The following is an 11,952-nucleotide window of genomic DNA, read 5'->3' as shown; positions in this document are numbered from 1 at the left end:
CCCATGCTGATCCCTCGCAGGGTCAAGCACCGCAAGCAGCACCACCCCAAGCGGTCCGGCATGGCCAAGGGCGGTACGGAGCTGGCGTTCGGCGAGTACGGCATCCAGGCCGTCACCCCGGCGTACGTCACCAACCGTCAGATCGAGGCCGCTCGTATCGCGATGACCCGCCACATCAAGCGTGGCGGCAAGGTCTGGATCAACATCTACCCGGACCGTCCGCTGACGAAGAAGCCTGCCGAGACCCGCATGGGTTCCGGTAAGGGTTCGCCGGAGTGGTGGATCGCGAACGTCAAGCCCGGTCGGGTGATGTTCGAGCTGTCCTACCCGAACGAGAAGACTGCGCGTGAGGCGCTCACCCGCGCTGCTCACAAGCTCCCGATGAAGTGCCGGATCGTTCGGCGCGAGGCAGGTGAGTCGTGATGGCGGCCGGTACCAAGGCGTCCGAGCTGCGTGAGCTGAACAACGAGGACCTCGTTGGCAAGCTGCGTGAGGCCAAGGAAGAGCTGTTCAACCTCCGCTTCCAGGCGGCGACCGGACAGCTCGAGAACCACGGCCGGCTGAAGGCCGTCCGGAAGGACATCGCCCGGATCTACACCCTGATGCGGGAGCGCGAGCTCGGCATCGAGACGGTGGAGAGCGCCTGATGAGCGAGACGAATGTGACTGAGAACGCAACGCAGAACCGCGGCTTCCGCAAGACCCGTGAGGGTCTGGTCGTCAGCGACAAGATGGACAAGACCGTCGTCGTCGCAGTCGAGGACCGCGTCAAGCACGCGCTGTACGGCAAGGTCATCCGCCGTACCAACAAGCTCAAGGCGCACGACGAGCAGAACGCCGCGGGTGTCGGCGACCGCGTCCTCCTGATGGAGACCCGGCCGCTGTCCGCGACCAAGCGCTGGCGCGTCGTCGAGATCCTCGAGAAGGCCAAGTAATTCTTCCTGCGGGCAATAGTCCGCAGGACAGTTCCGCCAGGCTCGGCAGGGGCTGGACATATCCAGCCCCTGCCGGGAACCGGCAGACGATCAGGAGATAGACGTGATCCAGCAGGAGTCGCGACTGCGTGTCGCCGACAACACGGGCGCGAAGGAGATCCTTTGCATCCGTGTTCTCGGTGGCTCCGGTCGCCGCTACGCGGGCATTGGTGACGTCATCGTCGCCACCGTCAAGGACGCGATCCCCGGTGGCAACGTGAAGAAGGGTGACGTCGTCAAGGCGGTCATCGTGCGCACCGTGAAGGAGCGCCGCCGCCCGGACGGTTCGTACATCCGCTTCGACGAGAACGCGGCCGTCATCCTCAAGAACGATGGCGACCCCCGCGGCACCCGTATCTTCGGCCCGGTGGGCCGTGAGCTGCGCGAGAAGAAGTTCATGAAGATCATCTCGCTCGCGCCGGAGGTGCTGTAACCGATGAAGATCAAGAAGGGCGACCTGGTCCAGGTCATCACCGGTAAGGACAAGGGCAAGCAGGGCAAGGTCATCGCGGCCTTCCCGCGCGAGGACCGGGTCCTGGTCGAGGGTGTCAACCGGGTCAAGAAGCACACCAAGGCCGGACAGACCGCTCGTGGTTCGAAGACCGGCGGCATCGTGACGACCGAGGCCCCGATCCACGTGAGCAATGTGCAGCTCGTGGTGGAGAAGGACGGCAACAAGGTCGTCACCCGCGTCGGATACCGCTTCGACGACGAGGGCAACAAGATCCGCGTTGCCAAGCGGACCGGTGAGGACATCTGATGACTGCCACCACCACTGCACCGCGTCTCAAGACGCGCTACCGCGAAGAGATCCAGGGCAAGCTGCAGGAGCAGTTCTCGTACGAGAACGTCATGCAGATCCCGGGTCTGACCAAGGTCGTGGTCAACATGGGTGTGGGCGACGCCGCCCGCGACTCCAAGCTGATCGAGGGCGCCATCCGCGACCTCGCCACGATCACCGGTCAGAAGCCCGCCGTCACCAAGGCCCGTAAGTCCATCGCGCAGTTCAAGCTGCGTGAGGGCCAGCCGATCGGCGCCCACGTCACCCTCCGCGGTGACCGCATGTGGGAGTTCCTGGACCGCCTGGTGTCGCTCGCGCTGCCGCGCATCCGCGACTTCCGCGGTCTGTCGCCGAAGCAGTTCGACGGCCGGGGCAACTACACCTTCGGTCTCACGGAGCAGGTCATGTTCCACGAGATCGACCAGGACAAGATCGACCGCGTCCGGGGTATGGACATCACCGTGGTGACCACGGCGACCAACGACGAAGAGGGCCGCGCCCTGCTGCGTCACCTCGGCTTCCCGTTCAAGGAGGCGTGAGCCGTGGCGAAGAAGGCTCTCATTGCCAAGGCCGCCCGCAAGCCCAAGTTCGGGGTGCGTGGCTACACGCGCTGCCAGCGCTGTGGACGTCCGCACTCCGTGTACCGCAAGTTCGGCCTGTGCCGCGTGTGCCTCCGTGAGATGGCTCACCGTGGCGAGCTGCCGGGCGTGACCAAGAGCTCCTGGTAATCGGCCCACCCGTCTCCCGCCACCGCCCTCAACGGACGCCCTGGCGGGCGAAAGATGGAATTTTGGGTTGATACCGGGCTCTCGGTAAGTAAATGGATGGCGAGGCCCACCCGTCCGCTCGCGTAGAGTGGAACGGTTGGGCGCTCGCCGCCCAGAATCCTTACTACGCCGTAGGTCCCCGCGCCGCACCCGTGCCCGCCAGTGAGCGGGTGAGAGGGATGGCGCATACAGGAAACCCCGGCGAGAGAGGCCGAAGGCCATCATGACCATGACCGATCCGATCGCAGACATGCTGACGCGTCTGCGAAACGCGAACTCGGCGTACCACGACTCCGTCGTGATGCCCCACAGCAAGATCAAGTCGCATATCGCGGAGATCCTCCAGCAGGAGGGTTACATCACCGGCTGGAAGGTCGAGGACGCCGAGGTCGGCAAGAGCCTCATCCTCGAGCTGAAGTTCGGCCCCAACCGCGAGCGCTCGATCGCCGGCATCAAGCGGATTTCGAAGCCGGGTCTGCGGGTCTACGCAAAGTCCACCAACCTGCCGAAGGTGCTCGGCGGCCTGGGCGTGGCGATCATCTCCACGTCGCACGGGCTCCTCACCGACAAGCAGGCCGGCAAGAAGGGCGTGGGTGGGGAAGTCCTCGCCTACGTCTGGTAACCAGGGAACGGAGGAAGCACATGTCGCGCATTGGCAAGCTGCCCATCCAGGTTCCCGCTGGTGTGGACGTCACCATCGATGGCCGCACGGTCGCCGTGAAGGGTCCCAAGGGATCTCTCTCGCACACCGTCGCCGCGCCGATCGAGGTCGCCAAGGGTGAGGACAACAACCTCGTTGTCACCCGCCCGAACGACGAGCGTCAGAACAAGGCCCTGCACGGCCTGTCGCGCACGCTGGTGGCGAACATGATCACCGGCGTGACCCAGGGCTACAGCAAGGCGCTCGAGATCAGCGGTGTCGGTTACCGCGTCCAGGCCAAGGGCTCCAATCTGGAGTTCTCCCTGGGCTACAGCCACCCGATCCTGGTCGAGGCCCCCGAGGGCATCTCCTTCAAGGTCGAGTCCCCGACCAAGCTGAGCGTCGAGGGCATCGACAAGCAGAAGGTCGGCGAGGTCGCCGCGAACATCCGCAAGCTGCGCAAGCCCGACCCGTACAAGGCCAAGGGCGTGAAGTACGCGGGCGAGGTCATCCGCCGCAAGGTCGGAAAGGCTGGTAAGTAAGCCATGACATACGGTGTGAAGATCGCCAAGGGCAACGCTCGCAAGGCCGCTGCCGTCAAGCGCCGTCACATCCGCGTCCGCAAGCGGGTCTCCGGTACGCCGGTCCGCCCCCGCCTCGTGGTGACGCGGTCCAACCGTCACATGGTGGCGCAGGTCATCGACGACATCGCGGGCCACACCCTGGCCTCGGCGTCGACGCTGGACAGCTCCATCCGGACGGCGGAGGGCGACAAGAGCGCCCAGGCGCAGCAGGTCGGCGCCCTGGTGGCCGAGCGGGCGAAGGCCGCGGGCATCGAGGCCGTCGTGTTCGACCGTGGTGGCAACAAGTACGCCGGGCGCATCGCCGCTCTGGCGGACGCCGCCCGCGAGGCCGGGCTGAAGTTCTGAGCCCCGGTTCCAACGCAAAGCGGAAACGAGAGAGGTAAATCCAATGGCTGGACCCCAGCGCCGCGGTGGCGGCGCCGGTGGCGGCGAGCGGCGGGACCGGAAGGACCGGCGGGACGGTGGCGCTGCCGCCGAGAAGACCGCTTACGTCGAGCGTGTTGTCGCGATCAACCGCGTCGCCAAGGTTGTGAAGGGTGGTCGTCGCTTCAGCTTCACCGCGCTGGTCGTGGTGGGCGACGGTGACGGCACCGTGGGTGTCGGTTACGGCAAGGCCAAGGAGGTGCCGGCCGCGATCGCCAAGGGCGTGGAGGAGGCCAAGAAGCACTTCTTCAAGGTCCCCCGGATCGCCGGCACCATCCCGCACCCGATCCAGGGTGAGGAGGCCGCGGGTGTCGTGCTGCTGAAGCCGGCGTCGCCCGGTACCGGTGTGATCGCCGGTGGCCCGGTGCGTGCCGTGCTGGAGTGCGCGGGCATCCACGACGTGCTGAGCAAGTCGCTCGGCTCGTCGAACCCGATCAACATCGTGCACGCCACGGTGGCCGCTCTGCGGGGCCTGCAGCGCCCCGAGGAGATCGCCGCCCGCCGTGGTCTGCCGCTGGAGGACGTCGCCCCCGCCGCTCTGCTGCGGGCGCGTGCCGGGGTGGGTGTGTGAGCATGGCCCGCCTCAAGATCACGCAGACGAAGTCGTACATCGGCAGCAAGCAGAACCACCGCGACACTCTGCGTTCGCTCGGGCTGAAGAAGCTCGGCGACGTGGTCGTCAAGGAGGACCGCCCCGAGTTCCGCGGCATGGCGCAGACCGTGCGGCACCTCGTGACGGTCGAGGAGGTCGACTGACATGGCGGAGAACAACCCGCTGAAGGTCCACAACCTCCGGCCCGCCCCGGGCGCCAAGACCGCCAAGACCCGTGTCGGTCGTGGTGAGGCGTCCAAGGGTAAGACCGCTGGTCGTGGCACCAAGGGCACCAAGGCCCGCTACCAGGTTCCGGAGCGCTTCGAGGGTGGGCAGATGCCCCTCCACATGCGGCTCCCGAAGCTCAAGGGCTTCAAGAACCCCTTCCGCACCGAGTACCAGGTCGTGAACCTGGACAGGCTGGCCGCGCTCTACCCCGAGGGTGGCGAGGTCACGGTGGCCGACCTGGTCGCCAAGGGTGCGGTTCGCAAGAACCAGCTCGTCAAGGTGCTGGGCTCCGGTGAGGTCTCCGTGGCGCTCCAGGTGACGGTCGACGCCGTCTCCGGCTCCGCCAAGGAGAAGATCACCGCCGCCGGTGGCACCGTCACCGAGCTCGTCTGAGCACGGTGCGTTTCTGACCGGGGGTGCCCCAGATATGGGGCATCCCCGGTTGGTCGTTCCAAGCGGGGCCGGGTCGCCGGTAAGGTGGCTGGCGTTGTTACCTTCCGCGCGGTACGTCTCCGCGCGGGTCTGGCTGATAAGTATTCGTCGATCCTCAAGACCGTCACCTCTCGCGAAGCGACGCGGGGGGCGCAGGAGGCACCGTGCTCACCGCGTTCGCCCGGGCGTTCAAGACGCCCGACCTGCGCAAGAAGCTGCTGTTCACGCTGGGCATCATCGTGCTCTTCCGGCTCGGGCAACATATCCCGATCCCGGGCATCGACTACAAGAACGTCCAGACGTGCATGGACCTCGCCAAGGGCCAGCAGGGGCTGTTCGGCTTGGTCAACATGTTCAGTGGTGGCGCACTGCTCCAGATCACCATCTTCGCGCTGGGGATCATGCCGTACATCACGGCGAGCATCATCCTTCAGCTGCTGACCGTGGTGATCCCGCGCCTCGAGGCCCTCAAGAAGGAGGGCCAGGCCGGTCAAGGAAAGATCACGCAGTACACCCGCTATCTGACCATCGCGCTGGCGATCCTCCAGGGCACCGGCCTGGTGGCCACCGCCCGTAGCGGCTCGCTCTTCCAGAGCTGCCCGGTCGGCGGTCAGATCGTACGGGACGACTCGATCTTCACCACCGCCGTGATGGTCATCACGATGACCGCGGGCACCGCGCTGATCATGTGGCTCGGTGAGCTGGTCACCGACCGCGGCATCGGCAACGGCATGTCGATCCTGATGTTCGTCTCCATCGCCGCCGGTTTCCCGAGCGCCATGTGGAGCATCAAGCAGCAGGGCAAGATCATGGACGGCTGGCTGGAGTTCGGCCTGGTGATCCTCTGTGGTCTGGCCATGGTCGGCCTGGTGGTCTTCGTCGAGCAGGCCCAGCGCCGGATTCCCGTGCAATACGCCAAACGCATGATCGGCCGTCGCTCGTACGGCGGTACGTCCACCTACATCCCGATGAAGGTGAACCAGGCGGGTGTGATCCCCGTGATCTTCGCCTCATCGCTGCTGTACATCCCGGCGCTGATCGTCCAGTTCTCCAATTCGAAGGCCGGCTGGGCGACCTGGATCTCGCAGAACTTCGTCAAGGGCGACCACCCGATCTACATCGCCACGTACTTCCTGCTGATCGTCTTCTTCGCATTCTTCTATGTCGCCATCAGCTTCAACCCCGAAGAAGTTGCCGACAACATGAAGAAGTATGGTGGGTTCATCCCGGGTATCCGGGCTGGTCGTCCCACCGCGGAGTATCTGAGCTACGTGCTGAACCGCATCACGTGGCCCGGTGCGCTCTATCTGGGCTTGATCGCCCTGGTGCCCACGGTGGCGCTGGTGACGCTCAATGCCAATCAGAACTTCCCGTTCGGTGGCACGAGCATCCTGATCATCGTGGGTGTCGGCCTGGAGACTGTGAAGCAGATCGAGAGCCAGCTTCAGCAGCGACACTACGAAGGGTTCCTCCGCTGATGCGAATCGTCCTCGTCGGGCCTCCGGGAGCCGGCAAGGGTACGCAGGCCGCGTACCTCGCCGAGAAGCTGTCGATCCCGCATATCTCCACCGGCGACCTGTTCCGCGCGAACATCAGCCAGGGCACCCCCCTCGGCAAGCAGGCGCAGGAGTACATGCGGGCCGGACAGCTGGTACCGGACGAGGTCACCATCGGTATGGCGGAGGACCGGATGGGCCACGCGGACGCGGCGAGCGGCTTCCTGCTCGACGGCTTCCCGCGCAATCTGGCGCAGGCCGAGGCCCTGGACGGCTACCTCCGGGACAACGAGCTCACACTGGACGCGGTGCTGGACCTGGAGGTCCCCGAGGCAGAGGTGGTCAAGCGGATCGCCGGCCGCCGCACCTGCCGCAACGACAGCGCGCACACCTTTCATGTGGAGTACAAGAAGCCCAAGGTCGAGGGCGTGTGCGACGTGTGCGGCGGTGAGCTGTACCAGCGCGAGGACGACAGTGAGGAAACGGTCCGCGACCGGCTGGAGGTCTACCACAGCCAGACCGAGCCGATCATCGACTACTACAAGGCCCAGGGCCTGGTGGTGACGATCTCGGCGCTGGGCAAGGTGTCCGAGGTCACCCAGCGGGCGATGGACGCACTGGCCGCCAAGGCGGCCTAGCGCACCGGAGCTGTCACCGGCCGCGATGCCCCGTCCGGGGCATCGCGGCCGTAGTGTTGAGCAGAACTGTTGAGCAGATACGAAGGACCGCGGAAGGCTGAGTGATGGTGGAGATCAAGACTCCCGAGCAGATCGCGAAGATGCGTGAGGCGGGACTGGTCGTCGCCGCCATTCACGAGGCGACGCGGGCGGCGGCCGTCCCCGGCGCCAGCACCAAGGACCTGGACGACGTCGCCCGTAAGGTCATCGCGGACCACGGCGCCAAGTCGAACTTCCTGGGGTACGGCGGCTTCCCCGCCACCATCTGCACCTCGGTGAACGACATCGTGGTGCACGGCATCCCGGACCGGGAGACCGTCCTCAAGGACGGCGACATCATCTCCATCGACGCGGGCGCGATCGTGGACGGCTGGCACGGCGACGCAGCCTTCACCGCCTTCGTGGGCACCGGTCACGCCCCGGAGCTGTACGAGCTGAGCCGGGTCACCGAGGAGTCGATGTGGGCCGGGATCGCGGCGGTCCGCAAGGGCCACCGGCTGGTCGACATCTCCAAGGCGATCGAGGGCTATATCCGCCGCCAGCCCCGCCCGGCCTCCGGCAAGTACGGGATCATCGAGGACTACGGCGGCCATGGCATCGGCACCCAGATGCACATGGACCCGCATCTGCTGAACTACGTCTCCAAGAAGCGCGGCAAGGGCCCCCGGCTGGTCTCCGGCTTCTGCATCGCGATCGAGCCCATGGTGAGCCTGGGCACCGCGAAGACGCACGTACTGGCCGACGACTGGACGGTCAAGACGGACGACGGCACCTGGTCCAGCCACTGGGAGCACTCGGTCGCGCTGACCGAGGAGGGCCCGCTCGTGCTCACCGCCGTGGACGGCGGCAAGGCCAAGCTGGCCGAGCTGGGCGTGGAGACCGCGCCCGACCCGCTGGCCTGATGATCGCCGCCTGACGATCTCCGAGGGCATAAAGATCTCAAAATCGGGGCATGATGCCCCGGATTCGTGTTTCGGGATGCCCTGACGTAGACTGACACGTCGGCTCTCGCATGCCCTCCCGCATGTCGCGAGCCGATCAAGGTAGCCGATCCCGAAAGCAGGACATGGCCAAGAAGCAAGGCGCCATCGAAATCGAGGGCACCGTGATCGAGTCTCTGCCGAACGCGATGTTCAAGGTGGAGCTTCAGAACGGTCACAAGGTCCTCGCGCACATCAGCGGCAAGATGCGTATGCACTACATCCGCATCCTGCCCGATGACCGGGTGGTCGTGGAGCTGTCTCCGTACGACCTCACGCGCGGACGGATCGTCTACCGCTACAAGTAGATCTCACGACCCGGAGAACCTCACACCCATGAAGGTCAAGCCGAGCGTCAAGAAGATCTGCGACAAGTGCAAGGTGATCCGCCGCCACGGCCGGGTCATGGTCATCTGCGACAACCTGCGCCACAAGCAGCGCCAGGGCTGACGCACACCGGCCGGAATCCTGCACCACTCGCAGTATCTTCGCGCGACGTCATAACTTTGCGTACATACGCAGTCACCCGTTCCCGCCTGGCGGGGACGACACCCCCGGTCGGAGGCCGGGGACCCGGGAGCCGTCCGGTACGGCGGCCGGGAGTGGTGCTGCGGAAGACCTCCGACAACCATCTGGAGCCAGATTCATGGCACGCCTCGCAGGCGTTGATCTCCCGCGCGAAAAGCGCGTGGAGGTCGCCCTCACCTACGTCTTCGGCATCGGTCGCACCCTTGCCCAGCAGACGCTCGCCAACACCGGTGTGAACCCGGACACCCGCGTTCGTGACCTGGGCGAAGAGGACCTGGTCAAGATCCGCGAGTACGTGGACAACAACATCAAGACCGAGGGTGACCTCCGTCGCGAGATCCAGGCCGACATCCGCCGCAAGGTCGAGATCGGCTGCTACCAGGGTCTGCGCCACCGTCGCGGCCTTCCGGTCCACGGCCAGCGCACGTCGACCAACGCCCGCACCCGCAAGGGCCCGCGTCGCGCGATCGCCGGCAAGAAGAAGCCGGGCAAGAAGTAGTCCGCACCGGACGCTGACAAGCGGTCCGAGCTGTAGGACCGACCACCTCCACGGGAGATTTCGAGAATGCCTCCGAAGAGCAGGACGGCCGGCGCCAAGAAGGTGCGCCGCAAGGAGAAGAAGAACGTCGCCCACGGGCACGCTCACATCAAGAGCACGTTCAACAACACCATCGTCTCGATCACCGACCCGACCGGGAACGTGATCTCTTGGGCCTCGGCCGGCCACGTCGGCTTCAAGGGCTCGCGCAAGTCCACTCCGTTCGCCGCGCAGATGGCCGCCGAGTCGGCCGCCCGCCGCGCGCAGGAGCACGGCATGCGCAAGGTCGACGTGTTCGTCAAGGGTCCGGGCTCCGGCCGTGAGACCGCGATCCGCTCGCTCCAGGCCACCGGCCTGGAGGTGGGCTCGATCCAGGACGTCACCCCGACTCCGCACAACGGATGCCGCCCGCCCAAGCGTCGGCGTGTCTGACCGGCTGAAGTAGGAGACAACAGAAACAATGGCGCGTTACACCGGGGCCGACTGCAAGCGTTGCCGTCGGGAGAAGCAGAAGCTCTTCCTCAAGGGGAGCAAGTGCGAGAGCGCGAAGTGCCCGATCGAGATCCGTCCTTACCCCCCGGGTGAGCACGGTCGCGGGCGCACCAAGGACAGCGAGTACCTGCTGCAGCTCCGTGAGAAGCAGAAGGCGACCCGCATCTACGGTGTCCTTGAGAAGCAGTTCCGTGGTTACTACGCGGAGGCGAACAAGAAGACCGGCAAGACCGGTGAGAACCTTCTTCGCATCCTCGAGACCCGGCTCGACAACGTGGTCTACCGGGCCGGCTTCGCCAAGTCCCGCGACCACGCCCGTCAGCTGGTCCGCCACGGCCACTTCACCGTGAACGGCGTCAAGACCGACATTCCGTCGGCTCGGGTCACCGTGAACGACATCATCGAGGTTCGTCCGAAGTCCCGGACCATGACCCCCTTCCAGGTGGCTCAGGCCGAGGCGGGCGAGCGGACCGTGCCGGCGTGGCTGGAGGCCATTCCGTCGCAGCTGCGGATCCTCGTGCACTCCATGCCCGAGCGCCAGGTGATCGACACCCAGGTGCAGGAGCAGCTGATCGTCGAGCTCTACTCCAAGTAGGAGGAAGAGCGGCGATACGGGCGGTACGGAGCCGTTTGGCACGTACCGCCCGTACCATTGAAGGGTTCGGCGTCAAATAGCGGGCGCCGAAGACTGGAGGCAATACCCATGCTGATCGCTCAGCGTCCCTCGTTGACCGAAGAGGTCGTCGACGAGTTCCGCTCCCGGTTCGTGATCGAGCCGCTGGAGCCGGGCTTCGGCTACACCCTCGGAAACTCCCTGCGTCGTACGCTCCTCTCCTCGATCCCCGGTGCGGCTGTCACCAGCATCCGGATCGACGGGGTCCTGCACGAGTTCACCACCGTGCCGGGCGTCAAGGAGGACGTCACCGACCTGATCCTCAACATCAAGCAGCTGGTCGTCTCCTCGGAGCACGACGAGCCGGTCGTGATGTACCTGCGCAAGCAGGGCCCGGGTCTGGTCACCGCCGCCGACATCGCGCCGCCGGCCGGTGTCGAGGTGCACAACCCCGACCTGGTCCTGGCCACGCTGAACGGCAAGGGCAAGCTGGAGATGGAGCTGACCGTCGAGCGCGGTCGCGGCTATGTCTCCGCCGTGCAGAACAAGCAGGTCGGCCAGGAGATCGGCCGGATCCCGGTCGACTCGATCTACTCGCCGGTGCTCAAGGTCACCTACAAGGTCGAGGCGACCCGTGTCGAGCAGCGCACCGACTTCGACAAGCTGATCGTCGACGTCGAGACCAAGCAGGCCATGCGGCCGCGTGACGCCATGGCGTCGGCCGGTAAGACCCTGGTCGAGCTGTTCGGCCTGGCCCGCGAGCTGAACGTGGACGCCGAGGGCATCGACATGGGCCCGTCCCCGACGGACGCCGCCCTCGCCGCCGACCTGGCGCTGCCGATCGAGGAGCTCGAGCTCACCGTCCGTTCGTACAACTGCCTCAAGCGCGAGGGCATCCACTCCGTGGGTGAGCTCGTGGCGCGGTCCGAGGCGGACCTGCTCGACATCCGGAACTTCGGCGCCAAGTCGATCGACGAGGTCAAGGCGAAGCTGGCCGGTATGGGCCTCGCGCTCAAGGACAGCCCGCCCGGATTCGACCCGACCGCCGCCGCCGACGCCTTCGGTGCCGATGACGACGCGGACGCCGGTTTCGTCGAGACCGAGCAGTACTGATCGCTGCCCCGCCGCCGGGGCTGAGGCGCTGTCCTCAATCGCCGGACGGGCTTGATCTTGCTGAGCTTGATCGAGTCCGTGCGGCGGGCGACGAA

At 66.0% G+C, this 11,952-nt stretch carries 22 protein-coding genes; all 22 read left to right on the top strand.

Going from position 1 to position 11,952, the window contains the following annotated elements:
- Window positions 1-3 precede the first annotated feature (3 nt).
- Window positions 4-423 carry a 50S ribosomal protein L16 gene (gene rplP / locus NP777_RS27945; RefSeq protein WP_014178774.1) on the top strand — a complete coding sequence of 140 codons (420 nt, stop codon included), beginning with the start codon at window positions 4-6 and terminating at the stop codon, window positions 421-423.
- A complete protein-coding gene (gene rpmC / locus NP777_RS27940; protein WP_009715874.1) occupies window positions 423-647 on the top strand; it encodes a 50S ribosomal protein L29 in 225 nt (74 codons plus the stop codon). The genes rplP and rpmC overlap by 1 nt, the downstream gene beginning before the upstream one ends.
- Window positions 647-934, top strand: a complete 288-nt coding sequence (gene rpsQ, locus NP777_RS27935; protein WP_014054172.1) for a 30S ribosomal protein S17 — start codon at window positions 647-649, stop codon at window positions 932-934. Before rpmC ends, rpsQ begins: the two co-directional genes overlap by 1 nt.
- A 103-nt stretch (window positions 935-1,037) precedes the next feature.
- Window positions 1,038-1,406, top strand: a complete 369-nt coding sequence (gene rplN, locus NP777_RS27930) for a 50S ribosomal protein L14 (protein WP_003998823.1) — start codon at window positions 1,038-1,040, stop codon at window positions 1,404-1,406.
- Window positions 1,407-1,409: 3 nt separating this feature from the next.
- Window positions 1,410-1,733 (top strand): 50S ribosomal protein L24, encoded by a 324-nt coding sequence (gene rplX / locus NP777_RS27925; protein ID WP_014054173.1) that lies wholly within the window; start codon window positions 1,410-1,412, stop codon window positions 1,731-1,733.
- On the top strand, window positions 1,733-2,293 hold the full coding sequence (rplE, locus tag NP777_RS27920) for a 50S ribosomal protein L5 (protein WP_256652946.1): 561 nt from the start codon (window positions 1,733-1,735) through the stop codon (window positions 2,291-2,293). The genes rplX and rplE overlap by 1 nt, the downstream gene beginning before the upstream one ends.
- A gap of 3 nt (window positions 2,294-2,296) precedes the next feature.
- Window positions 2,297-2,482 carry a type Z 30S ribosomal protein S14 gene (locus NP777_RS27915; protein WP_003948630.1) on the top strand — a complete coding sequence of 62 codons (186 nt, stop codon included), beginning with the start codon at window positions 2,297-2,299 and terminating at the stop codon, window positions 2,480-2,482.
- Between the two features lie 262 nt (window positions 2,483-2,744).
- The gene (gene rpsH / locus NP777_RS27910; RefSeq protein ID WP_037952895.1) at window positions 2,745-3,143 is read left to right on the top strand and encodes a 30S ribosomal protein S8; all 399 of its coding nucleotides are present in this window, start codon (window positions 2,745-2,747) and stop codon (window positions 3,141-3,143) included.
- Between the two features lie 20 nt (window positions 3,144-3,163).
- Window positions 3,164-3,703, top strand: coding sequence for a 50S ribosomal protein L6 (gene rplF, locus NP777_RS27905; RefSeq protein ID WP_256652945.1), 540 nt, complete (start codon window positions 3,164-3,166; stop codon window positions 3,701-3,703).
- A 3-nt stretch (window positions 3,704-3,706) separates the two neighbouring features.
- Window positions 3,707-4,090: a 50S ribosomal protein L18 gene (gene rplR, locus NP777_RS27900; protein ID WP_256652944.1), complete on the top strand. Its 384-nt coding sequence runs from the start codon at window positions 3,707-3,709 to the stop codon at window positions 4,088-4,090.
- Between the two features lie 43 nt (window positions 4,091-4,133).
- A complete protein-coding gene (rpsE, locus tag NP777_RS27895; protein WP_020869250.1) occupies window positions 4,134-4,739 on the top strand; it encodes a 30S ribosomal protein S5 in 606 nt (201 codons plus the stop codon).
- A gap of 2 nt (window positions 4,740-4,741) precedes the next feature.
- On the top strand, window positions 4,742-4,924 hold the full coding sequence (gene rpmD, locus NP777_RS27890) for a 50S ribosomal protein L30 (protein WP_037952898.1): 183 nt from the start codon (window positions 4,742-4,744) through the stop codon (window positions 4,922-4,924).
- A 1-nt stretch (window position 4,925) separates the two neighbouring features.
- Window positions 4,926-5,381 carry a 50S ribosomal protein L15 gene (gene rplO / locus NP777_RS27885; protein WP_020869248.1) on the top strand — a complete coding sequence of 152 codons (456 nt, stop codon included), beginning with the start codon at window positions 4,926-4,928 and terminating at the stop codon, window positions 5,379-5,381.
- 203 nt (window positions 5,382-5,584) lie between these two features.
- Window positions 5,585-6,898, top strand: coding sequence for a preprotein translocase subunit SecY (gene secY, locus NP777_RS27880; RefSeq protein ID WP_020869246.1), 1,314 nt, complete (start codon window positions 5,585-5,587; stop codon window positions 6,896-6,898).
- Window positions 6,898-7,554, top strand: a complete 657-nt coding sequence (locus NP777_RS27875; protein ID WP_256652943.1) for an adenylate kinase — start codon at window positions 6,898-6,900, stop codon at window positions 7,552-7,554. Before secY ends, NP777_RS27875 begins: the two co-directional genes overlap by 1 nt.
- 104 nt (window positions 7,555-7,658) lie before the next feature.
- Entirely contained in the window at window positions 7,659-8,495 is an 837-nt protein-coding gene (map, locus tag NP777_RS27870; RefSeq protein ID WP_256652942.1) for a type I methionyl aminopeptidase, read from the top strand.
- A 164-nt stretch (window positions 8,496-8,659) separates the two neighbouring features.
- A complete protein-coding gene (infA, locus tag NP777_RS27865) occupies window positions 8,660-8,881 on the top strand; it encodes a translation initiation factor IF-1 (protein ID WP_003956442.1) in 222 nt (73 codons plus the stop codon).
- Window positions 8,882-8,909: 28 nt separating this feature from the next.
- On the top strand, window positions 8,910-9,023 hold the full coding sequence (gene rpmJ / locus NP777_RS27860; RefSeq protein ID WP_003956441.1) for a 50S ribosomal protein L36: 114 nt from the start codon (window positions 8,910-8,912) through the stop codon (window positions 9,021-9,023).
- Between the two features lie 196 nt (window positions 9,024-9,219).
- A complete protein-coding gene (rpsM, locus tag NP777_RS27855) occupies window positions 9,220-9,600 on the top strand; it encodes a 30S ribosomal protein S13 (RefSeq protein WP_014054183.1) in 381 nt (126 codons plus the stop codon).
- Window positions 9,601-9,666: 66 nt separating this feature from the next.
- Window positions 9,667-10,071, top strand: coding sequence for a 30S ribosomal protein S11 (gene rpsK, locus NP777_RS27850; RefSeq protein ID WP_009715860.1), 405 nt, complete (start codon window positions 9,667-9,669; stop codon window positions 10,069-10,071).
- 28 nt (window positions 10,072-10,099) lie between these two features.
- The gene (gene rpsD, locus NP777_RS27845; RefSeq protein ID WP_256652941.1) at window positions 10,100-10,726 is read left to right on the top strand and encodes a 30S ribosomal protein S4; all 627 of its coding nucleotides are present in this window, start codon (window positions 10,100-10,102) and stop codon (window positions 10,724-10,726) included.
- A 108-nt stretch (window positions 10,727-10,834) separates the two neighbouring features.
- Window positions 10,835-11,857 carry a DNA-directed RNA polymerase subunit alpha gene (locus tag NP777_RS27840; RefSeq protein WP_009715858.1) on the top strand — a complete coding sequence of 341 codons (1,023 nt, stop codon included), beginning with the start codon at window positions 10,835-10,837 and terminating at the stop codon, window positions 11,855-11,857.
- Window positions 11,858-11,952 lie beyond the last annotated feature (95 nt).

The organism is Streptomyces rugosispiralis (assembly GCF_024505145.1).
Lineage (GTDB): Bacteria > Actinomycetota > Actinomycetes > Streptomycetales > Streptomycetaceae > Streptomyces > Streptomyces rugosispiralis.
This window is presented reverse-complemented; position numbering and strand designations above follow the sequence as displayed.

Coding starts and splice junctions, on each gene's coding strand:
- rpmC (WP_009715874.1), top strand. CDS start 423: ATGGCGGCCGGTACCAAGGCGTCCGAGCTGCGTGAGCTGAACAACGAG.
- rplF (WP_256652945.1), top strand. CDS start 3,164: ATGTCGCGCATTGGCAAGCTGCCCATCCAGGTTCCCGCTGGTGTGGAC.
- rpmJ (WP_003956441.1), top strand. CDS start 8,910: ATGAAGGTCAAGCCGAGCGTCAAGAAGATCTGCGACAAGTGCAAGGTG.
- rplR (WP_256652944.1), top strand. CDS start 3,707: ATGACATACGGTGTGAAGATCGCCAAGGGCAACGCTCGCAAGGCCGCT.
- rpsD (WP_256652941.1), top strand. CDS start 10,100: ATGGCGCGTTACACCGGGGCCGACTGCAAGCGTTGCCGTCGGGAGAAG.
- rpsH (WP_037952895.1), top strand. CDS start 2,745: ATGACCATGACCGATCCGATCGCAGACATGCTGACGCGTCTGCGAAAC.
- rpsM (WP_014054183.1), top strand. CDS start 9,220: ATGGCACGCCTCGCAGGCGTTGATCTCCCGCGCGAAAAGCGCGTGGAG.
- map (WP_256652942.1), top strand. CDS start 7,659: ATGGTGGAGATCAAGACTCCCGAGCAGATCGCGAAGATGCGTGAGGCG.
- rplO (WP_020869248.1), top strand. CDS start 4,926: ATGGCGGAGAACAACCCGCTGAAGGTCCACAACCTCCGGCCCGCCCCG.
- rplE (WP_256652946.1), top strand. CDS start 1,733: ATGACTGCCACCACCACTGCACCGCGTCTCAAGACGCGCTACCGCGAA.
- rpmD (WP_037952898.1), top strand. CDS start 4,742: ATGGCCCGCCTCAAGATCACGCAGACGAAGTCGTACATCGGCAGCAAG.
- NP777_RS27875 (WP_256652943.1), top strand. CDS start 6,898: ATGCGAATCGTCCTCGTCGGGCCTCCGGGAGCCGGCAAGGGTACGCAG.
- rplP (WP_014178774.1), top strand. CDS start 4: ATGCTGATCCCTCGCAGGGTCAAGCACCGCAAGCAGCACCACCCCAAG.
- infA (WP_003956442.1), top strand. CDS start 8,660: ATGGCCAAGAAGCAAGGCGCCATCGAAATCGAGGGCACCGTGATCGAG.
- rpsE (WP_020869250.1), top strand. CDS start 4,134: ATGGCTGGACCCCAGCGCCGCGGTGGCGGCGCCGGTGGCGGCGAGCGG.
- NP777_RS27840 (WP_009715858.1), top strand. CDS start 10,835: ATGCTGATCGCTCAGCGTCCCTCGTTGACCGAAGAGGTCGTCGACGAG.
- rplX (WP_014054173.1), top strand. CDS start 1,410: ATGAAGATCAAGAAGGGCGACCTGGTCCAGGTCATCACCGGTAAGGAC.
- rpsQ (WP_014054172.1), top strand. CDS start 647: ATGAGCGAGACGAATGTGACTGAGAACGCAACGCAGAACCGCGGCTTC.
- rpsK (WP_009715860.1), top strand. CDS start 9,667: ATGCCTCCGAAGAGCAGGACGGCCGGCGCCAAGAAGGTGCGCCGCAAG.